Consider the following 21084-nt stretch of genomic DNA (forward strand, 5'->3'; position numbering starts at 1 on the left):
CAAGTGTTTTTTAAAAAATTAATGGCGGTCCCGACGGGAATCGAACCCGCGATCTCCTGCGTGACAGGCAGGCATGTTAACCGCTACACCACGGGACCAGTATTGTGATTATTTAAAAGAAAGTGACCCATACGGGATTCGAACCCGTGTTACCGCCGTGAAAGGGCGGTGTCTTAACCGCTTGACCAATGGGCCTTGATAAAATATGTAACTGGCGGAGAAGGAGGGATTTGAACCCTCGCGCCGCTTACGCGACCTACACCCTTAGCAGGGGCGCCTCTTCAGCCTCTTGAGTACTTCCCCAAAAAAAATGGCTCCGCAGGTAGGACTCGAACCTACGACCGTTCGGTTAACAGCCGAATGCTCTACCACTGAGCTACTGCGGAATAATGAAAATTGGGTTCCTTTTTCACGCTCAAGGACCTAAGTGTTTGTCGTTAAGAACAAGTTGTTATCTTGTCGACTCTTATGATTATAAAGAGGTTGCAACTTAAAGTCAAGGGTTCTTTTGTATTTTTTTATATTTTTGTTTTTCACTCCCTAAACCCTTGGTAAATCAATGTTCCACGACATTTACCACAAACGAAACGGGTAGTGTCGATTCGTTTTTTTCTTATATACACCTGCTGACAGTCTTCACATTTATATTGAATAGTATTCATCTTTTTCTTTAATTGGTTAGACGGTAGCGCCTCGCAAAATCTCGGTGCCCCCACTTTTTTGAGTAAATGCTTAAAGTCAGCATCACGATGCTGGTACCCTTTCTTCTCGATGTGCAGATGATAATGGCACAATTCATGCTTAATGATTCCAATGATTTCTTCCACACCGCGTTCTTCAAGATATTTCTTATTGATTTCTATATTGTGTGAACGGAGCAAGTATCGGCCTCCTGTTGTTCGGAGACGCGGATTAAAACTGGCTTGGTGTCTAAAGGCCTTTTTAAAGTCTTTCAACGAAGTTTCTTCTACTAGTTTTTGCAATTGCCGATTATCCATTTCCCCCTCCCTTTCCTTGGTAACATGACAACCCATTATAACATAGACTAATAACACAATAGGAAACTAAGGGAGGAAAAGCTATGCCTAATTGGTTCCAGAATCAAATCCGCAAAGCCTTTTATGAAAAGGATTATTATCAAGTGAAGATGTTGAATCAATGTTGGTTTTTTTATCAAAAAAAAGAAAGTCTCAGGTTATAGATTCAACTTTGTTCAAAATATAAATACATCACTTCAAAAAAACCCCTTCTAATATAGAAGGAGCTTACCATAGGCTAGTTTTGATCCTTTGGCTCGAGCATCGTTAAAGATACCCTTTGCTTTTGGGAGTCAACCTGTTCGACCCAAACCGTTACAACATCCCCAACGGCAACTACATCCAATGGGTGCTTTACAAACCGGTTGCTCAGTTTAGAAATATGCACCAGTCCATCCTGTTTAACACCGATGTCCACAAACGCACCGAAATCCACAACATTCCTCACTGTACCTTGTAATTCCATCCCAGTTTGCAGATCCTCCATTTTTAGTACATCCTGCTTAAGCAGCGGTTTTGATAATTCATCCCGAGGATCTCTTCCCGGTTTCATCAAATCATCTATGATATCTTTAATCGTAATTTCCCCAATTTCCAATTCATTGACCAAATCAGCCGGATTTAGTTTACCTAACTCTTCATTCAGTGCATTACTGCCTAAATCCTCAGATTTGAATCCCATTTTCTTCAATAATTTATTCACGGCACTGTAGTTCTCAGGATGTATCGCGGTTTGATCCAAAGGCTCATCTCCATTAATGATACGTAAGAACCCTATGCATTGTTCATACGTTTTGGCACCAAGTCGGGGAATCTTCTTTAATTGCTTCCTGCTTGAAAACTTCCCTTCCACTTCCCTTTTCTTCACGATATTTTGAGCAACCGATTTTGATAAACCAGCTACATATTGTAATAGAGATGATGAAGCGGTATTTACGTTCACTCCTACTTGGTTAACAGCTGTCTCCACGACAAATGTGAGGGATTCCGATAGCTTTTTCTGGGAAACGTCATGTTGATACTGCCCTACACCCACGGATTGGGGATCAATTTTAACAAGTTCCGCAAGGGGATCTTGAAGCCTTCTTCCTATCGATACGGCGCTTCGCTGTTCTACTTGAAGATCGGGAAACTCTTCACGGGCAATATCCGAGGCAGAATACACACTGGCTCCCGCTTCATTGACAATGATATAAGAAATATTCCCTTTCACTTCTTTTAGAATATCTGCAATGAATTGTTCTGATTCACGTGATGCCGTCCCATTGCCGATTGCGACAATCTCAACTGAGAATCGCTGAAGTATATCGATTGTTTTTTCGCGTGCAGCATTAAGCTTTGCAGCAGGTGGGTGCGGATAGATGACACTGATATCCAGTACCTTTCCTGTTTCATCAATGACAGCCAACTTACACCCAGTCCGGTAAGCTGGATCTAGAGCGAGGACCACTTTCCCTTTAAGCGGAGGCTGCAGGAGCAGGTTCCGTAGATTTTCAGAGAAAATATGGATAGCTTGATCCTCAGCTTTTTCCGTCAGCTCTTTCCTGATTTCCCTTTCTACAGATGGCAAAATCAAACGCTTGAGCCCATCTTCAATCGCTGATTTAAGTACACCTTGAGCTTCAGACTTGGTATTTTTAATGATTTTTCGTTCCAGATGACCAATGATGATTTCTGTACGGGGCAAAATGGATATTCGTAAAACCTCTTCCTTTTCGCCTCTATTAAGCGCCAAGACCCGATGCGGGACGATTCTTTGAACCGGCTCCTCATATTCATAATACATCTCGAAGATTTTTTTCTCGTCCTTCTCTTCATTTTTCACAACCGAAACCACTTTTCCGGCTTTGAAGATTTCAGCCCTTATCCACTTCCTTAATTCTGCATCATCGGAAATATGTTCAGCTATTATATCCTGCGCTCCTGAAATGGCCTCTTCAATAGAAGGAACTTCTTTTTCTGCCGATATGTATTCTGCAGCTTTATCGCTAACCCGTGCATGCAATTGACATTCAAGAAGCCAATTAGCAAGTGGTTCTAGCCCCTTTTCCTTAGCTACCGTTGCTTTCGTTCTCCTTTTTTGCTTGAATGGTCTGTATAAGTCCTCCACTTCCTGCAGCTTTGTCGCCTTCTCGATTTGCCTTGTTAACTCATCCGTCAATTTCCCCTGTTCACCAATCGAACGCGTAACTTCCACTTTCCTCTGACCAAGGTTTTCTAGATAGTTCCATCTTTCCATAATGGACCGAATTTGAACTTCATCTAACGAACCCGTCATTTCTTTTCTATACCGGGCAATAAAAGGGACTGTGTTGCCCTCTTGCAGCATCTGTATGACGTTTTGAACTTGATGACTCTTTAGAGTTAGCTCATTGGATATTTGTTTAACCAAATCCTTTAATTTATCTTCTACATCGATCATAATGTTTACCTCCAACCATTTAATCTGATAAGTATAGTCTAGCAAATGAGAGATGAAGTTGCGAATTCCATACAAAAAAGCTCACTTCCGGATTATGGCGAAAGTAAGCTTCCTAAAATGAAAGTTGTGTCATCTGCAGTTGCTGGATTGCTTTCTAAAATGCATTGAGCGTTCTTATCGATGGGGATCAGCCTTTTTAAAAAAGATTTAGCTCCCTTAAGTTCTAAACCATCGGAATGAAGAATGAATTTTGCATTTGGTTCATACTTGTAGCTCTGCGTTCTGTATTTTTGTTTCCTGCCGGATAAATACCCTGTAACAGGTAATGGATAGACGAGTTTGTCGTCACTTGGATTATACAGAAAAAAGCGGATGTTACCCACGGAGCTGTAAACAAATTCATTCTTCTCATAAAATATTTTTAAAATGGAAACGGCTGCCCCCCGTTTATCGATTAAAACTTGATTACATACAGCCATCAATGATTCGACATCCAGCTCATGATTACGTTTAACTTCCTCGATGACAGCATGTGAGGATTCATAAGCGTATTGCCCGCTGCCTAGCCCATCTGCCAATACGCACACAAAGTATTCTTTCGTATGAAGAAAAAAGTAATCATCACCGCAATATACCATCCCGTTTTTAGAGGATTGAGAGACAAGGACTTCTATTTTTTCTTCTCGCAGAATACCTTTGATCACTGAATTAACTCCGAGTTTTCAGCATTAATGGCCTCTTGAAGTTTCTTGATCGCACGGCGCTGAAGTCTCGAAACATGCATTTGGGAAATCCCCAGTTTATCGCCTGCTTCTTTTTGGCTTAAATTTTCTAAATAAGTATGTTGAATGATCATCTTTTCACGGTCACTCAACACATGCAGGACCTTTTCAAGTACAAGGCGCTGATTGACCTTTTCAAAACCTTCATCGACATTCCCGAAAATATCAAGCAATGTGACTGTACCGCCATCAGAATCCGCTTCAATAGAATGATCAACAGATAAAGCTTGATAGCTTTTTCCCATTTCCATCGCCTCTAAAACTTCTTCTTCAGTCACTCCTATACTATCTGCTATTTCATCTATTCTTGGCGAACGGTGCAGAGTGGTCGTCAATTCCTCGACTGTCATCCTGATTTTTGGACCAAGTTCTTTAATTCTCCTTGGCACGTGGACACTCCATGTTTTGTCCCGCAAGAATCTTTTGATTTCCCCGATTATTGTAGGGACCGCAAAGGCCTCAAAGCTTTTGCCGAATGATTCATCATATCGACGAATGGCACCTAACAAACCAATCATGCCGACCTGCGAGATATCCTCCTGAAACGATTTTCCTTTCGCGTATTTACGGGAGATCGTTTCAACCAAACTTTTATAATGGATGACTAGATTACTTTGCGCTTCATCATCTTGATTCTCCTGATAAGCTCTAATCCATTCGTTTACTTGTTCTCTTTGTGCCTGATTAGGTTGAGACTGTTTTTGCATCCATCTCCACCTGCTCTCCTTCTAAAAACTTAGTCATAAAAACTGTAACCCCGTCATGCTGATGAATTTTCACTTCATCCATCAGAGTTTCAATGAGGTAAAGACCCAAGCCTCCTTCTCTCATAAGTTCGACTTTTTGGCCATTTTCGTACGGACCTAGTCCTTGACGAACCTCTTCGAAATTACAGCTCTTGCCACTATCAGAAACCATCACCTCTAAACGGTCAGGATAAAGCCCGAAACTCACTTTCACTTCACCTTTTTCAGAATCCTTATATGCATGCTGTACCGCATTTGTACAAGCTTCGCTGGTTGCGATTTTCAAATCCTCGATTTCTTCATACGCAAATCCCATCCGGCTTCCTATTCCAGAAAGCGTTAAACGAATGACACCGATGAATTCTGGTTTTGCAGGTATTTTCATTTCGATGTAATCATATACTTGACTCATTCTAACCCACCCTCTGTACCACTTTTTATATCAATAATATCTGCAAGACCTGTAATATCAAATAAACGTCGTAACCTTTCTGATAAGCCAACCAAAGTGAATTCGCCATTATGTGCCCTTACGCTTTTAAAAGCACCGACAAATACCCCAAGTCCCGTACTATCCATATAAGAAACTTCAGTTAAATCAATAGTAATCGAAACATTGTCCTGCTCTGAAATTGGAAATAGTGATTCTCTTAGTTTTGGTGCAGTATAGGCATCAATTTCACCTTTTAGTTTTACAATAAATTCAGTATTTAATTCATTAACATCCACTGTTATATTCATCCTTGACCCACCTCTTCAAATCCTCTTCATTTCTATATCTATACCCAGAGGGAAAAATGCTAAACCTTTGATTTTAAAATAATTAATGTAAAATCATCCCTTAGTTGAAAGTTCTGCATTTTCTCCAATTGCTTAAATATATTATTCACCATTTCCTGGGCTTGTAAATGCATATTCTTTTTAATGAAACCAATAAGTGTTTCCCTTTCTATAAACCCATCATTTGTCCGGCACTCCGTTACTCCATCCGACAACAAAATGATCATATCTCCACGATTCACCGTTTTTTCATATTGACGATACCTTGTTTTTTTATCTACCCCAAGCAACAAACCTTTCGCGTCCAAATCGCTAAAAGTCCCGGTGGCAGCATCATAGTAAAAACCCGGTTCATGTCCGGCTGAAGCATAGGAGAATTGCCTGTCATGCGGATCATATAAACCATAGAACATCGTAATGAACATACTTGGATCCACATTATGTTCCACAACACGGTTCAAACTCTCCAGCACACTATTCGGTTCATGCCTATGCTCAGGTAGACTATCCATCGCATATTTTATCATCGACATGCACAATGCAGCAGGAATCCCTTTCCCAATGACATCAGCTATCCCTACCCCGATACGCTCATTTTCGTCTTGGACGAAGTGATAATAATCCCCGTTCATCTGTCTCGCCGGAACACTGATCGCTCCTATTTCCAGAGCTTTGATATCAGGAATATCTGTTTCCAAAAGAGTATGTTGAACGTTTGCCGCGATCTCGATTTCCGTTTTCAGTTCCTGCTGTTGATGTCTAAGGCTTTGATGTTCACGGTATGCAATGCCGTAGCCCATCATGACTTCTAGCAGAAAATCGAAAGAATCCAATACTTTTCCCGGTAATTCCGGGTAAAGTTCCATTAAGTTATTTTTATGCATACTGATGATTTCTTCTGGAGATATATTGTATTTGATATGTAGGCGGCTAATCTTTTGCCCTTGGTAGAGTGCCTGCTCATTTTGGTCTTTAAGATAAGTAGAAAGCGCCTCATGATACTTTTTCTCCATGTTCTCCCTAATATCCATAGTCCCCCCCTAACGGAGCCATTTCGTAGCGATAATCTTAGTCCCTTCACCTGGTATCGATTCAATATCAAAGTCATCCATTAAACGTTTGGCTCCAGGAAGACCTGCGCCCAACCCCCCTGAGGTAGTATATCCATCTTCCATGACTCTGCGGATATCCTCAATTCCCGGCCCTTGGTCCTCTGCAATGATTTTCAATCCTGACTTCCCATTTATATTTAGCTTTTCTATGCTAACACTGCCTTGTCCAGCATATAGGTATATGTTTCGGGCCAATTCGCTAATAGCCGTTGTGATCCTGGCCTGGTCTACAGTACCGAATCCCAACTCTTTAGCGACATTTCTTCCGAGCTGCCTTGCAGCTACGATGTCCCATTCATTTATGATTTTTACGCAGGATTGGAACTCCATTCTTTAATCCCCCAATTCCTGTTGTAATTTCTCCAGGCCTTTCTCTAAGTCTAATGCTGTCAGAACATCGTCTAGACTAATTCCCAGTTCAATTAATGTTATTGCAACAGCAGGCTGGATTCCCGTAATTACAACCTTGGCCCCCATAAGCTTAGACATGCTAAAGACATCGCCTAATACCTTTGCGATAAAAGAATCAATAAAATCTATTGAGGTAATATCTATAACAACGCCATTCGCGCTTGTTTCATGAATCTTATGCAGTAAATCCTCTTGAAATTGAAGGGCTGTCATATCGTCCAATTCCCACTGTATAGAGACTAACAAGCAGTCATAAAGCTTTAATATCGGAATCCTCATACTTACCCCTCCACCTTTACGATCTTACGGCTCGTTAATTCCAACGCAACTTCTATCCCTTTTTTTAATGTATTTTTTGTAATCACTTCATTTAAATTAATTCCAAGATTAACGATGGTTTGGGCTATTTCAGGGCGAATGCCGCAAAGTATACATTTGGCGCCCACCAATCGGACTGCTTCTGCTGCCTGAATGATATGATGAGCAACCATGGTATCCACGACCGGAACGCCCGTTATATCAATAAGAACAACTTCAGATCTATGCTTAACCACGCCAGTCAGCAAGTTTTCCATTATCTGTTTGGCACGTTCTGTATCAATTGTACCAATCAGAGGCATAACCGTAATGCCTTCCAATACAGGAATGAGCGGTGCCGAAAGTTCTTGCAACGCTATTTTTTGCATGGAAACAGTTCTTTCCCAAGTTTGAGTATATATATTGACTATTTCATTATTTATCGGTGTCGCCCATTTATCCAAATGGTTAACAAGATTGACTTGATTATCAGGAGTCACGAGACCCTTTTCCACCATTCCATTAATGACAATTAACGTGAATTTATGAAGTCCTTCATTGACGAAAGTAAGAGGCCACCCCAATTGGACGACTTTCTCGGCAAAATCTGAAAGCTTCAATGTGAATTCCTTGTTTTTACTATCAACATTCGCGATGATCATATCTATAAATTCGCTGCTCGTTTGCGTGAACATTCGATCTGAGACGACTTTAATTAATCTTTCGTCCGTACTTTCCTTCATGATGCCCATCCACTCAGTAAGGATGTAATCCTGATTTTGCTTAATAAAATCGTAAACCAATTGATTCATAATATCCTCCCATTCTAACACAATTGCTATGTTTCCCTGTCCTCGTCACAAGGATGTTAACTAACTGTAATGATGTTATTTCCATTTGGATTTTCTTTGGATATCCCCACTACAACTTTTGCTTTTTTTAAGTATTTACAACATAACTACATACCCGAAATCCAAGGAAGAAAAACATCAATTAAAGAAAAGTTATGGAGATATTATAAAAAAAATAATGAATGTTCTATCCAATATCTAACTGTATACTGTTTTTATTCGTCAAATTTTTCATATTTCCTGCTGTATACTTTTTGGACACATGTTTATGTGGTTTCACAAAAAAAACACGATTCCCACAGTCGCAGGAATCGTGCCATCTAAATAATATCAAGAATGATTTGTATTATAATAACGCCCGGTTTAACGGGAAAAATTTTCTTTAAAACTCAATGAGGCCTAAACTAATTTGCAAAGCTTCATTGACTTTTTGCATCATCGGTTCGTCAAGATGCGTAATTTTATCAGTTAAACGCTGCTTATCAATTGTCCGGATCTGTTCTAATAAAATGACGGAATCCCGCTCGAATCCGTACTTTTTTGCATTAATCTCAACATGTGTAGGCAATTTCGCTTTTTGAATTTGAGCTGTAATGGCTGCCACGATCACAGTCGGACTAAAGCGATTACCAATATCATTTTGTAAAATTAATACCGGACGGGTCCCCCCCTGCTCTGAACCAACTACCGGGGAAAGGTCTGCGAAGTATACGTCACCACGCTTAACAACAATCAATGGCTCAGCCTCCGCTAACTAATCGTTCAACGCAATGACCAGCCTCGAATTCAGCCTGGAAGGCTTCAGAAGCAATCGTTAAATTAATGGCCGCCATTTCAATATAACCGCGTTTCATCGATTCACGAAACTCTTTCTTTTTACGTTCGCGAAGATACATTTTTGTGGCACGATAAATAAATTCACTGCGATTTACATTTTCCTCACTCGCATACCCATCTAACTCTGTCAAAAAATTTTGAGGTAATCGAATTAATATCTCTCTTGTTGCGCTGGATTCAGACACAAACATACACCTCCACCATCACTACACACCTTTATTATATATCCTTTTCAATATTACCATTAAAATGCCTATCTGCAAAGAGTATATTCTATTCTCAATCCTATTATCAGCATAATAAAGGAAATCTTATTCACAATCTTAGGATTTTTTTACAATCCGGTCATTCCAAAATGAAGTTGCGTACATGATTCATCTGTTTGTCTTTTATATATATGCGGGGAACTCTTGCCCCTATCATACATGTTACTTCATAGTTGATCGTTTCCAGTTTTGCCGCTATCTCATCGACCGTAATCGATTCATCCCCATCATTCCCCATGAGCGTGACCTCTGTTCCTACAGGGTATGGGCCAGGCAACTTGATCATGCATTGATCCATGCAAATCCTTCCGACTATGGGCACTCTTTTTCCACCCACAAGAACTTCCTGACCTTGCAGCTTACGGATCCAGCCGTCAGCGTAACCGATTGGCAAAGTCCCAATCCATTCATCACCTTCAGCCGTATAAGTCGCTCCATAACTAACGCTTTCACCCTTAGCAAGCTGTTTAACCGCGACCATCTTCGTTCTCAATGATATAGCCTGTTTTAATGGATATGGCAATATTGGCTTCATCTCCACGGAAGGACTCAAACCATACATGGAAATCCCCAATCTTATTGCATTCCATTCAGGATCGGTGAACCTTAAAGAAGCTGCGCTATTGGCTGCATGAATATATTCCGGCCTTCTAGTCAATTCGGAAAGCATCCCTTTAAAGAAAGCGAGCTGCGTTTCATAAAAGTCGGTCTTCAGTTCATCTGCCGTCGCGAAATGAGTGAATATCCCTTGAAAATTGAAACAAGCTTCCCTCTCAAGCAAACTTTCCACTTTCATGAGTTGGCCTTTATCACGAATGCCTATTCTCCCCATGCCGCTATCCACTTTTACATGGATTTGCAAAACTTGTCCCGGTTTCAACAAATCCTTCGCCTTCTCCAACCATGCTACATCGAAAACCGTCACGGAAATCCCATACTCAGCAGCAAGTGCTGCACTTTCAGGCCTCGATGCCCCAAGTACAAGAATCGGAGCCAATATCCCCTTTTTCCGTAAGGCGAGAGCCTCATCCAAAAAAGCGACACTTAAAAAATCCGCCCCCGCTTCAAGCGCCGTATTAGCCACTTCATAGTCCCCGTGGCCATAAGCATTTGCTTTAACGACAGCGAAAAGACTAACGCCATTTCTCAGTCTTTTTTTCATTGAAGAGATATTTTCAAAAATATTATCCAAATTTACTTCTGCCCACGTATCTCGATGAAATATTTTCGTTTCCAAGACCATTTCCTTCTTTCCTACACTCACAATAAGATTCTTCCCAGTAGCGAAGTTTTCGTTTCATTATAGGACCATTCTATAACCAACCGCTAGAAAGATAAAGTGCTTTTTCACCTTGATTCTAATTTCCCAGCTGCCAACCTAAATCAAATGGAAGGATTAAAAATGTCAACAAGCTGCTTCCCCGCCTATCCTACCTAGAAGAAACCTTCGTAAGGAGACGGGAAACATCAGCTTGTTATGTAATCCTATTTGACTGGATCTTCCCCAACCGAACGGGCGACTTCTATCATCTCTGCCTGTGTCAAATCCTTTGATGCAAGCATATAATCGACACCTTCAAAAGTCCATGCAATCGTATTTCCTGTCATGGCTCCGACAGTATAACCCAAATCAACCGGTTCACCATTCACATTCGTCGAAACGGAAGTTTGAACTACCTCAGCTTTTTCCTGAACTAATGTAAAACTTTTTGTACCCTCATAGGTCAAAACGACACGTTCTCCCTTTTCCGTCGTAATTTCTTTTTCTTCCGTTAAATTCATATCACCAATATTTTCAGGGTATTTCACCGCAAACCCCTCATTTTGGACTTCTGCCATAACAGGCGCTTCAAGTTGTGCACTTGTCATGTTTTTCTTCATATCAAATGAATCTTTATCAAAAGTCGTATCGAATTTAACTTTTGAGAATTCAACAAGAACCAATGCGGTCTTATCGGGGTCCATGACTTTCACACTGACTGGAGACAAATCCTTTTTGTTTATAGTAATCTCTTGATATGGCAACATTTTATTGTTTTGGTAGCGCGTTTTCGTTTCAAAGACATAATGTTTATCCGTTTCTTTATATGTCGCACTTTTATCCTCCGTAATGTCTTTCACCAACGACTCGAACAAATAGGCCTGGCTGCTGTTCTCCGGCCACTCGCTTTGAAATTTAAAACTTTTATTCAAAGCTGGCGTCAAAACGTATACACCATCATCATTTTTCAATATCATCTGGCTTTGATCCTTCTCTTCATTTTTCAGATTTACGCGGTAAAAAGAAGGGTCCTTATGCCAAATCTCCACATTATACACTTGAGGTTCCGTCCCCATCTTTAATGTCATCTTCGCGTTAGCTTTATATCCTTTCATTTCGCCAAGCTTCTCATTCAAATCACTCACTACGTCACTCTGTGATTTTTGGCCGCAAGCAGAAAGAGCAAGCAAGAGCATGATCCCTGCAAAAAGCATTAACATCTTCTTCATCTTTTCAACCCCTTTTTGTCATTTGAACGTAAAAGGGAGAGGAAAAGGCAGGATCCGGACATGAGCTCGACTGATGTCTTAGATTCCTCAGTATTTTAGACACGGATCAATTCTCGATCCGGCTAAAAACTTTTCGAGAGCACCTACTCTGCCATGTACCTTTTACCGGGCCTTGTCTCCCTATAGCACTAAATGTATATGAGACAACCTTAAGGTTTATGACCCGATTGGACAAAACTCCATTCACCCTTCAATTACGACTTGAGCAACCGCATAATCCCTGCTGTGGCTAATCGAAAGATGGACCCCTTCAGAAAACGGCTTTGAAATCACCGGCTTTCCTTTATCATCCGAGATGATTTCAATATCCAAAAAGGATAAGTGCTTACCGATCCCTGTACCGTTTGCTTTTGAAAAAGCCTCCTTTGCCGCAAAACGCCCAGCAAAATACTCGATCTTCCTTTTTCCATTTAACTTTTCGAAAATCAAGATTTCACTTTCTGTTAATATACGCTCCTTTAAACGGGGTTGCCGATTAATCAATGTTTCCATTCTATCCAACTCAGTAATGTCTACGCCTATACCTTTAATCACTTTGACACCTCTTCTATTAATTTAATAAGCTGCATATTATTAGGAGGACTCTTTTACCTGAAAATGATAATATTGTATCTAATTTAAAATGATAATAAGGAGGAATCTATGTTTACAAGAACAGAAGGCTTCCGCGAATACGCAAATTCATATCGAGCTGTAACTGTGCTCATACTTATTATGATGATTGTTTTCGTTCTCGTCCTTTTCCCCATATTTCCCGGTAATGTACTCTTTTATTATGGCACAGGTGTGAACTTATATATCGCTGATGGACAATGGTGGCGTTTGATCACCCCCATCTTTCTACATAGCACATTTACACATTTACTGTTTAATGGATTCTCACTTGCCATCTTTGGTCCATTCCTAGAGAAATTACTTGGAACCGTCAAGTTTTCAACCTTCTTTTTATCGACAGGAATCCTTGCCAATATCGCAACCTTCCTAATTAACCCAATGACATATAACCACGTAGGTGCCAGCGGAGCAATTTTTGGCTTACTCGGATTCTTTCTATATCTTGTACTGTTCAATAAAACCAATTTTACGAACAACGAAAGAAATACAGTATATACACTGACCGGAATTGCCATTATCATGACTTTCATTCAACCACAGGTCAACGTTGTCGGTCATTTGGCTGGACTAGCAACCGGCTTTTTAACAGCTCCATTATACTTAAGAAAAAAATGGTAGGACAAACAGCCGACTCTTCCTTTCAATCATTGGGAGTCGACTGCTTTTTTAGGTAAATACCATGATTTAATTATTAGGCAATCCTTTTCTTCCACATCCGCAACCATGCCGACCCGGGAGGTGATTCCTGATTTAATCGATGCTGAAATCGTAGCTAATTCTTTCCGATTCTGAAACCAACTTTTTTTATATGTGATTGATTGAATTCTGCTTCTATGCATGATCAATGTTTGCTTTGAGAAAAAACGGCTGCTCAATAACAACAAATTCCCTTCTATGCTCCATCCTGCATCTCTATATTGCATGTAAGCCCAAAAAATCACCAACGGTACAAGCAGAAGGGAAAGATAACCCCAAGGTCTGAAAAACCATATCAAGGCACCGATGATCGGGATGAAATATAAAAACTTACGAAATACATACCGGGAAAGTGCACGCTTAGGTATCGGTGTCATCTCCGAGGCTGTTTCATAAACCGGTAAAATTTCCAGGATTTTTTCATGTAAATGCCTTTTCCTGATTAAAGGGAACAGCATGATGGATAGACTTTCTTTATCTTCCATACTGCCTCCCGCATATTCAATATAAACCGTTGCCAATCCCAATGGCTTTCGAATCAAATTCTCCATGATCCGGATACCTTGTATTTTATGGATAGGGATTGTCAGCTGTCTTTTCTCGAGAAGCCCTCTGGAAATCACGATTTCCTCATCCGTTTTTATCACGGTAAAGGAAGCATATTTAATTACCATACTTAATGTGGCCAGTACATAAACCACCAATAAGGCCAAAAGTGCAAACACAGTCAGAATGATGGTCCCCATTTCAATAAAATCTTCATAATCCTTAAATATCCTTTCAAAAGGTATCATTTCATCGAACTGCGAAATAAAAGCGATCGCCCCAGATAAGAAGACACCCACCGCCCCCGAAGTGGCAGCCATAACGAATAGTTGCGGCAGCGTCTGCTTAAAAACGGAAGACGATTTTGCTGCATATTCATTATCCGCGACTTCATCTTTATCCTTATCAAAAGGATTATTCGCATTTTTTCCCTCACTTATAAAAGCATTGATTCGATCCGCATCACTTTTGCTTATGGCTGATAATACGGCATCGGCCTGAGACCCGCCTGCCGTTTCAATATTCAACTTCACCAAGCTGAATATCCGCTGGATGATGCCCTCTGATATATCTATGCTATGGATCCGATCAAACTTTATATACCGTTTCTTCCTTACGAATACTCCAGACTCAATTCTGAATTCGCCATCTTCTATGCGATATGTAAAACGTACCCATTGAAGGAATGCATTACCTATAATAAAAAGTATAATAATGGAAATGACCAGCGGTTGTATCCATCCAGGAATTCCTTCATTCTTCCCAGGAATGACGACCACTAATAAAAAAGGGATGACTAACTCCTTAATCGATTTAATAATGTTAAGCAATACAGCTATGGGGTGAAGCCTTTTAGGTTCAGACATCTTCTTCCTCCACACTTGCCATTCTGGAAATATAGTGCCGCAATTCATCTGCCTCAGCTAGGTCCAGGGCAGGGATAACATGAAGGGTCGCTGCAGTGGAAATTTCAACGGAGGCTAAATCGTATTTTCTTAATAATGGCCCTTGCTTCGTTTCAACATGCTGAACCCTAATCATGGGTATGAGTGTTCTTTTAATGACGAAAATACCACTTTGGATATCAATTTCGGTATTTCTTACTTCATAACGCCATCTCTTCCATTTCACCGATGGAATTAGAAAGATGGCCAGATAGGATTGGATAATCGAAATTAAGATCAACGCAACAAACACCCAATATGTCCAATCAAAAATGATTGTAAGCACGAGTACGGCGATGCTTATAATCCAAGTAATTGAACAGCTTATAAGCCCACTGATTTTCCATACGGTCAAGGCCTTATTAGATATACGATTTTCAGGTTCCATGTGCTTCTCCTCTTCTGGACAGGTAATTTTAAAACAATTTTCATCATCCATCCTTCGCTTTCATCCATTATACTATAATTAAATGCTGGGAATTAACCCCTTTTCAAACAAAGGCATTGAGCAGTCCATCCAAAAACCGCTAACCATTCGGATACCATATGAAGTATGGAGATGCACATAAAAAAATGCCGCTCAAATGAGCGGCATTTCCAATTCAATTAAATCTTATTTGTTTTTTCTCTTTTTTGGCTTGTGCTGCGGTTTCCGTAACCATTCGATTTACGGTTCGTGCTTGGGCGTTTACTTGATCCGCTACCGTAATCTTTTCTGCCTGAAGAACTGCGACCATTGCGCTGTCTGTTACTAGAAGAACTGCTTCCTCCGCGATTGCGACGCATTGGAGATGGAGATTCTTCCGTTAACTTGATAGGCGTTTGATCCGGTTCTTTTGTCATTGATTTAAGCATAGCTGCAACTAAATCCGCTGCGCTATGTTTTTGTAATAATTCTTCCGCTTGACCAAGGTATAAAGTTAAATCCTCATTCTCGATTGTGTTAAGGATTTTTTCCGTTACTGCTTTTTGTTGACCTTCCAACGCTTCAGTTAACGTAGGAGTCTTAAGTTTCTCCATACGTTTTTTCGTTGTATGTTCAACTGCATGCAGTTGGCCTCTTTCTCTTGGTGTTACAAACGTAATGGCAATACCATGTTTACCCGCACGTCCTGTACGTCCAATACGGTGAACGTAGCTTTCCGGATCTTGAGGGATATCAAAGTTGTATACGTGAGTAACGCCTGAAATATCAAGTCCACGTGCAGCCACATCAGTAGCAACGAGTACATCGATGCTGCGGTCTTTAAACTTTTTCAATACAGAAAGGCGTTTTGCCTGACTAAGGTCACCATGAATGCCTTCAGCCATATAACCGCGGATATTCAATGCAGATGCCAATTCATCGACACGGCGTTTCGTACGTCCGAAGACGATGGCAAGATCCGGTGTTTGAATATCGAAAAGGCGTGCAAGTGTATCGAATTTTTCACTTTCTTTTAACTCCAAGTAATATTGTTCGATACGATCCACTGTCATTTCTTTTGCTTTTACACGTACAAGAACGGGTTCCTGCATGAATCTTTCAGCAATTTTACGGATTGGATCAGGCATTGTAGCTGAGAAAAGCAATGTTTGCCTTTCGTCAGGAACTGTTGAAAGGATCAATTCGATATCCTCAATGAATCCCATGTTAAGCATTTCATCCGCTTCATCAAGAACTACAGTGTGAACTCCGCCTAATTTAATATTTTTACGTTTGATATGGTCTAAAAGACGACCAGGCGTACCAACGATAATATGTGGTTTTTTCTTTAAAGCACGGATTTGACGGTCGATGTCTTGTCCACCATAAACTGCAAGTACACGAGCGCGTTTTCCGTAACCAAGCTTGAAAAGTTCCTCGGAAACTTGAATCGCAAGCTCACGTGTAGGTGCAATGACAATTCCTTGCACGTTTTCGTTATTAATATCGATGTTTTCCATCAATGGAATACCGAATGCCGCTGTTTTACCTGTTCCCGTTTGCGCTTGACCAATGATATCTTTACCTTCAAGTGCTAGAGGTATCGTTTGGGATTGAATCGGGCTCGCTTCTTCAAATCCCATTTTTTCTATTGATTTCATGGACGTTCTATCTAATCCTAATTCGCTAAACAATGTCAATGTTTTCGTACTCCTTTTTATATCGTAAATTTACACGTGCATTCATGGATCATGCACAGATGTTTTAGTTCAAATCCTCATCATCATGACGGATGTTCTTCTTTATCTCTTATAAAAAGTTTATCATTATCACCTAAAAGTATGTCTGCCTTTTAGTTCAAATGAACTCAATATGATTTTTTAAAAAGGAAATATACCAGTACGGACATTCACTGGCATTTTTAACTTCGCGCACGTGTAGACTTATCATTAACATACGCTCATCTTTTTAAAAGTACATGTAACCAAAATTAAATTCAATATGGAAAATTAAAAGTAGCATAAACGGGTGTTTCACCGTTTTATTCAGGTGAGGGCTGCTGCACCTATTATTCATCAGACTTAAAAAGACTGTATGAACAAAACTTGACGAGAGCCAAGATTCTTATACAAAACAGGCCCGGTGCGTTGAGGATTTGCAGAAGTGGAAAAGCGCTTAAATGCGGCTTGATTCCCTAATAGCTACTAAAGCCGCCAAGAGATGCAGCTTTTATATATGACCAGACGCGCGGCCTATTTAATCTAAAATAATCTCAAGAATGAACTCATGAAACATGTAAGAACATACAATTTTGTTGCCTCAACCTGATTAATTTAAATAATCATCAATGATAAGACATTTAAACTCATACTCATATTACCATTTTCAAACTGTTAATGCAATAAAGGATATCGCCCCATTCAGAGTTACTAAAAACTTTAGATCGTTTTAAAAACAAAGAAATTGGATATTTCCACCTGATAATTATGCAGCCTTATTTATTCAATAGGATTACCGTAGTTACTATATCCATTCACACGAAAGTCGATTCAGACTGTAGAAAAATTCGAAGAAAGCGAGTTTGCATACAGTTTTTTTCTTTAATAAACGTTTCAGTTGTTTTCAGAAATCCAGTTAGGAGGATTTCATAAAACAGTAAACTAGTCCTGTTTTAAGAGACCATTCCGCCCCCCTGTCGACTCACTGTATCCATTTATGAGTAAATGGAACTTTATTTATATCTTAAAATTGCAGCAGAAATATTATATGTTTTACAAAACGAACATCCATTTATATACATGATATGTGTGTAAATCAAATAGTTTCAACAAACCTTTTTCAGGAAGGATTAGTCCGAATGAATGGACACCTTCAAAGGTTACCCCCGTTGGAAAAAGAAAGGACTTATTATGAATCCCCATTGAATTTCCAGGTATATGGGATCATCATATTTTTGAAAATTCCATCTTTTCACTCGAAAATTATAGTAAATAAGTCTAAATGCAGTATGATTGACCTATCAACAAAACAATAGGGGGTTATATGAATATATTCACAATAGATGTTCCTTTATGTAAGGATTTTGGTCGAATCTTAAAGAAAATGAACAAGAAAGTCACCTTTTTGGAGGATCCACTCAACCAAAGTCATCTATTCGAGGATTCAACGGACTTAATGAAATCATTATTTATTTTACCTCTACACATATCAAAAGATTCTTGGCAGCAAACTTCTTTGTTCGCCTTAGCTGAATCTCACGAAATCCCTATCTTATTCATTTACAAACGTGCTTTAGGAATGGAGCCCCCTCTGGATTTACCAGAAAAGACCTTATATGAAACCATGGCGGTCCCTGCCGATTCAGTAGAAGTCAGGATTAAATTAAAGTCACTACGAAACATCAGCATGCAACTGTTTTCGGCAAAAATGAAGGGGCAAGAGCTTGAAAAGATACACCAAAAATCAGCAAGGAGCCTGCGAATCGCTAAGGGCATTCAACTGTCAGGTCTACCTTTGTCGATCAATAATGAAGATATAGAGGTCAAAGGTCTTTCCCAGCCTTCGAGTGAACTATCAGGGGATTTATTTTACTGGACCGAGGTTGATGACGGGATATATGGCTTCATAATGATCGATGTATTCGGAAAGGGCATCCATACAGCACTTATAAACATGTCCATACGCACATTGATGCCCGACCTTATCAAACGTGCAAAAGATCCCATTTTCATAATAGAGGAACTGGACAAACATATACGGGACCTATTTCAAGGAGTTAAACAGGAAAATAAAAACCATGCTCGTATTACAGCCTTCATCGCATACGTGAATACAAAGGATCGACTCATAGAATATGTGAACTACGGACTTCCTTCAGCCTTTTTGTATTCTCCATGCACCAATCAAATTCTCAATTTGAACGAAGGGGCTACCCCAAGCGGACCGATTCCCGAATTGCCCCTGAAAAAAATAGTCTTTCATTATGAACCAGGAAGCCGTTTTGTCATATATACAGATGGACTCTCTAAAACGCTCATCCCTTCCGCCATTGACCGATCTGACAATATCGAAAGGGAATTCATCGAAAATGTCCATCTAAATACACATGACCTTCTTCAGGAGCTATTGGTCTCAAGGATGAGGCATTCAGTAATTAACGATGACATCTGCATTATTGCCGGGACACTTTTTTAAGTACGATAAAAAAGGCCGTTTCAAAAAAGAAACGGCCCTTTCTACGCTTTTTTATTTTTGTAAGGCTTGAACGACTTCCTCCAGCTTCATGCCCCTAGAAGCTTTGACAAGAATGATGTCATTTTCCTGTGTAGACGACTTAAGTTCCTCTATAAGCTCCTGCTTATCTTGAAAAGGACGAACCTTCTCCGATGAAAAAGCCTTGCTCGCTCCCTTGGCAATAAACTCGGCTAAAGGACCATACGTGAAGATCATATCAATCCGCTCACTGGAAATCAATTCACCAATTTTCAAATGAAAGTCTTTTTCCTGTGGCCCTAACTCCAACATGTCTCCCAATACAAGTATCCTTTTCTCGAATCCAGATAATCCCTCAACCAACTCCACTGCTGCCTTAACTGAAGTTGGACTGGCATTATACGCATCATTGATGATTTTCTGCCCTTTTGCGCCCTCGACCAATTCCATTCTCATATTAGTTAACTGAATGGTTGACAGACCTTTACGGATCGCTGAATCATCCACATTGAATTCTTTGGCAACCAAGATGGCAGCCAATGCATTGAGAACATTATGATTGCCTAAAACGGGTATCTCATAATTGATTTCCTTTTCATCACTTGCGATTGTAAACTTGGTACTGTCTGCTCCTTGACTAATTGTCTGTGGATATAAATCATTTTGTTCCGTACGTCCAAAAGATATTACGTTTAAATCAGGAAAATCCTTTTTGATCCGATTGCGAAGCAATGGTTCATCACCATGATAAATCAGCGTTCCATCTTTCGCCAAACCTTCGACAATTTCCAACTTTGCATTCGCGATTTCCTCGCGTGATCCTAAATCCAATAAGTGTGATTCACCGATATTGGTAATGATCGCTACATCAGGCTTTGCCATTTTGGATAAGAACTCAATCTCACCGCGGCTGCTCATTCCCATTTCCAAAACAGCCGCTTCAGTATCCTCTTCCATAGAAAGCACCGTTAGCGGCAAACCTAAATGATTATTGAAGTTCCCATTGGTTTTATGAACTTTATAGGTAGTGGCCAGCAGCGCAGCTGTCATATCTTTCGTAGTCGTCTTACCATTGCTGCCTGTTATCCCAATGACTTTTATATTCAACTGCTGACGGTAAGAACGCGCCAATTGCTGAAGTGCCTTTTCGGTATTTTCGACAATGATTATCGGTAAATCATTAGGAGGATTCGGAACATCCCTTTGCCAAAAAGAAGCCGCCGCTCCTTGCGCTAAAGCTTGCTTGACATACTGATGGCCGTCAACCTGCCCACCCTTAAGCGGAATGAACAAACACCCTTCCTTAACCGTTCTTGAATCGATGGTAACCCCATTAATCCCTTTGGACTGGAATGGACTGATATCATTCAATCCCTCTGCCATTTCATGTACTTGTTTTAACGTTCTCTTTATCATTTTGTTCCTCCTACATTCATCGAACCGTTAATCGCTCTCTTCTTCCATTAACCAAACGAAGCAGAAACCAGTTTAAATCGCACCGGTTCCTGCTGATTGGAATCCATCAAATCAAAGTTTGATGGATTGTGAAGTTTACTGATACATTACCTGCATGA

At 40.1% G+C, this 21084-nt stretch carries 22 protein-coding genes and 4 tRNA genes; 3 read left to right on the forward strand and 23 right to left on the reverse strand.

Going from position 1 to position 21084, the window contains the following annotated elements; genetic code table 11:
• Positions 1–22: 22 nt before the first annotated feature.
• The 5 genes from BS1321_RS10775 to BS1321_RS10795 form a co-directional block, all read right to left on the reverse strand.
• Positions 23–98: transfer RNA gene (locus BS1321_RS10775), tRNA-Asp, on the reverse strand.
• A 25-nt stretch (positions 99–123) separates the two neighbouring features.
• Positions 124–195: transfer RNA gene (locus BS1321_RS10780), tRNA-Glu, on the reverse strand.
• A 17-nt stretch (positions 196–212) separates the two neighbouring features.
• Positions 213–303 (reverse strand) — tRNA-Ser (locus BS1321_RS10785).
• A gap of 8 nt (positions 304–311) precedes the next feature.
• Positions 312–386: transfer RNA gene (locus tag BS1321_RS10790), tRNA-Asn, on the reverse strand.
• Between the two features lie 147 nt (positions 387–533).
• Positions 534–998, reverse strand: a complete 465-nt coding sequence (locus tag BS1321_RS10795; protein WP_063236359.1) for a SprT family protein — start codon at positions 996–998, stop codon at positions 534–536.
• An 83-nt stretch (positions 999–1081) separates the two neighbouring features.
• Here BS1321_RS10795 and cmpA point away from each other — a divergent pair, with 83 nt between their 5' ends.
• On the forward strand, positions 1082–1201 hold the full coding sequence (gene cmpA / locus BS1321_RS10800; RefSeq protein ID WP_089364909.1) for a cortex morphogenetic protein CmpA: 120 nt from the start codon (positions 1082–1084) through the stop codon (positions 1199–1201).
• 74 nt (positions 1202–1275) lie between these two features.
• Here cmpA and BS1321_RS10805 read toward each other — a convergent pair whose 3' ends face one another.
• The 14 genes from BS1321_RS10805 to acpS all read right to left on the reverse strand — a co-directional run bounded on the left by BS1321_RS10805 (position 1276) and on the right by acpS (position 12625).
• Entirely contained in the window at positions 1276–3459 is a 2184-nt protein-coding gene (locus BS1321_RS10805; protein WP_063236358.1) for a Tex family protein, read from the reverse strand.
• Between the two features lie 92 nt (positions 3460–3551).
• Complete coding sequence (locus tag BS1321_RS10810) at positions 3552–4163, reverse strand: PP2C family serine/threonine-protein phosphatase (RefSeq protein WP_230161591.1); 612 nt, start codon at positions 4161–4163, stop codon at positions 3552–3554.
• A complete protein-coding gene (gene sigB, locus BS1321_RS10815) occupies positions 4160–4948 on the reverse strand; it encodes an RNA polymerase sigma factor SigB (protein ID WP_063236357.1) in 789 nt (262 codons plus the stop codon). Before sigB ends, BS1321_RS10810 begins: the two co-directional genes overlap by 4 nt.
• The gene (rsbW, locus tag BS1321_RS10820; RefSeq protein WP_063236356.1) at positions 4926–5399 is read right to left on the reverse strand and encodes an anti-sigma B factor RsbW; all 474 of its coding nucleotides are present in this window, start codon (positions 5397–5399) and stop codon (positions 4926–4928) included. The genes sigB and rsbW overlap by 23 nt, the downstream gene beginning before the upstream one ends.
• A complete protein-coding gene (locus BS1321_RS10825) occupies positions 5396–5728 on the reverse strand; it encodes an anti-sigma factor antagonist (RefSeq protein WP_063236355.1) in 333 nt (110 codons plus the stop codon). Before BS1321_RS10825 ends, rsbW begins: the two co-directional genes overlap by 4 nt.
• 59 nt (positions 5729–5787) lie before the next feature.
• Positions 5788–6798 carry a PP2C family protein-serine/threonine phosphatase gene (locus BS1321_RS10830; protein ID WP_063236354.1) on the reverse strand — a complete coding sequence of 337 codons (1011 nt, stop codon included), beginning with the start codon at positions 6796–6798 and terminating at the stop codon, positions 5788–5790.
• Positions 6799–6807: 9 nt separating this feature from the next.
• The gene (locus tag BS1321_RS10835; RefSeq protein WP_048682056.1) at positions 6808–7209 is read right to left on the reverse strand and encodes an anti-sigma regulatory factor; all 402 of its coding nucleotides are present in this window, start codon (positions 7207–7209) and stop codon (positions 6808–6810) included.
• 3 nt (positions 7210–7212) lie between these two features.
• Positions 7213–7569, reverse strand: a complete 357-nt coding sequence (locus BS1321_RS10840) for an STAS domain-containing protein (protein ID WP_034306376.1) — start codon at positions 7567–7569, stop codon at positions 7213–7215.
• 2 nt (positions 7570–7571) lie between these two features.
• Complete coding sequence (locus tag BS1321_RS10845; protein ID WP_063236353.1) at positions 7572–8399, reverse strand: RsbT co-antagonist protein RsbRA; 828 nt, start codon at positions 8397–8399, stop codon at positions 7572–7574.
• 421 nt (positions 8400–8820) lie between these two features.
• The gene (locus BS1321_RS10850; RefSeq protein ID WP_034306610.1) at positions 8821–9171 is read right to left on the reverse strand and encodes a type II toxin-antitoxin system PemK/MazF family toxin; all 351 of its coding nucleotides are present in this window, start codon (positions 9169–9171) and stop codon (positions 8821–8823) included.
• A gap of 7 nt (positions 9172–9178) precedes the next feature.
• On the reverse strand, positions 9179–9460 hold the full coding sequence (locus BS1321_RS10855; RefSeq protein ID WP_034306380.1) for a CopG family ribbon-helix-helix protein: 282 nt from the start codon (positions 9458–9460) through the stop codon (positions 9179–9181).
• 160 nt (positions 9461–9620) lie between these two features.
• A complete protein-coding gene (gene alr / locus BS1321_RS10860; protein ID WP_063236361.1) occupies positions 9621–10784 on the reverse strand; it encodes an alanine racemase in 1164 nt (387 codons plus the stop codon).
• A 242-nt stretch (positions 10785–11026) separates the two neighbouring features.
• On the reverse strand, positions 11027–12031 hold the full coding sequence (locus BS1321_RS10865) for a LolA family protein (protein WP_063236352.1): 1005 nt from the start codon (positions 12029–12031) through the stop codon (positions 11027–11029).
• Positions 12032–12274: 243 nt separating this feature from the next.
• Positions 12275–12625 (reverse strand): holo-ACP synthase, encoded by a 351-nt coding sequence (gene acpS / locus BS1321_RS10870; protein ID WP_063236351.1) that lies wholly within the window; start codon positions 12623–12625, stop codon positions 12275–12277.
• Positions 12626–12733: 108 nt separating this feature from the next.
• On the opposite strand from acpS, the gene BS1321_RS10875 reads away from it, so the two are divergent.
• Complete coding sequence (locus tag BS1321_RS10875) at positions 12734–13324, forward strand: rhomboid family intramembrane serine protease (RefSeq protein ID WP_063236350.1); 591 nt, start codon at positions 12734–12736, stop codon at positions 13322–13324.
• A 26-nt stretch (positions 13325–13350) separates the two neighbouring features.
• Here the strand turns inward: BS1321_RS10875 and BS1321_RS10880 are convergent, their stop codons facing one another.
• From BS1321_RS10880 to cshA, 3 genes are all read right to left on the reverse strand, one after another.
• Positions 13351–14814, reverse strand: coding sequence for a PH domain-containing protein (locus BS1321_RS10880; protein WP_063236349.1), 1464 nt, complete (start codon positions 14812–14814; stop codon positions 13351–13353).
• Positions 14807–15280: a PH domain-containing protein gene (locus tag BS1321_RS10885; protein ID WP_063236360.1), complete on the reverse strand. Its 474-nt coding sequence runs from the start codon at positions 15278–15280 to the stop codon at positions 14807–14809. Before BS1321_RS10885 ends, BS1321_RS10880 begins: the two co-directional genes overlap by 8 nt.
• Before the next feature lie 218 nt (positions 15281–15498).
• Positions 15499–16998 (reverse strand): degradosome RNA helicase CshA, encoded by a 1500-nt coding sequence (cshA, locus tag BS1321_RS10890; protein ID WP_063236348.1) that lies wholly within the window; start codon positions 16996–16998, stop codon positions 15499–15501.
• A 1342-nt stretch (positions 16999–18340) separates the two neighbouring features.
• On the opposite strand from cshA, the gene BS1321_RS10895 reads away from it, so the two are divergent.
• Positions 18341–19492, forward strand: a complete 1152-nt coding sequence (locus BS1321_RS10895; protein ID WP_063236347.1) for a PP2C family protein-serine/threonine phosphatase — start codon at positions 18341–18343, stop codon at positions 19490–19492.
• 51 nt (positions 19493–19543) lie between these two features.
• On the opposite strand, the gene BS1321_RS10900 is transcribed toward BS1321_RS10895, so the two are convergent.
• Positions 19544–20926, reverse strand: coding sequence for a UDP-N-acetylmuramoyl-tripeptide--D-alanyl-D-alanine ligase (locus BS1321_RS10900; protein WP_063236346.1), 1383 nt, complete (start codon positions 20924–20926; stop codon positions 19544–19546).
• Positions 20927–21084: the final 158 nt, after the last annotated feature.

The sequence above is a fragment of the Peribacillus simplex NBRC 15720 = DSM 1321 genome, assembly GCF_002243645.1.
GTDB classification, from domain to species: Bacteria; Bacillota; Bacilli; order Bacillales; family DSM-1321; genus Peribacillus; species Peribacillus simplex.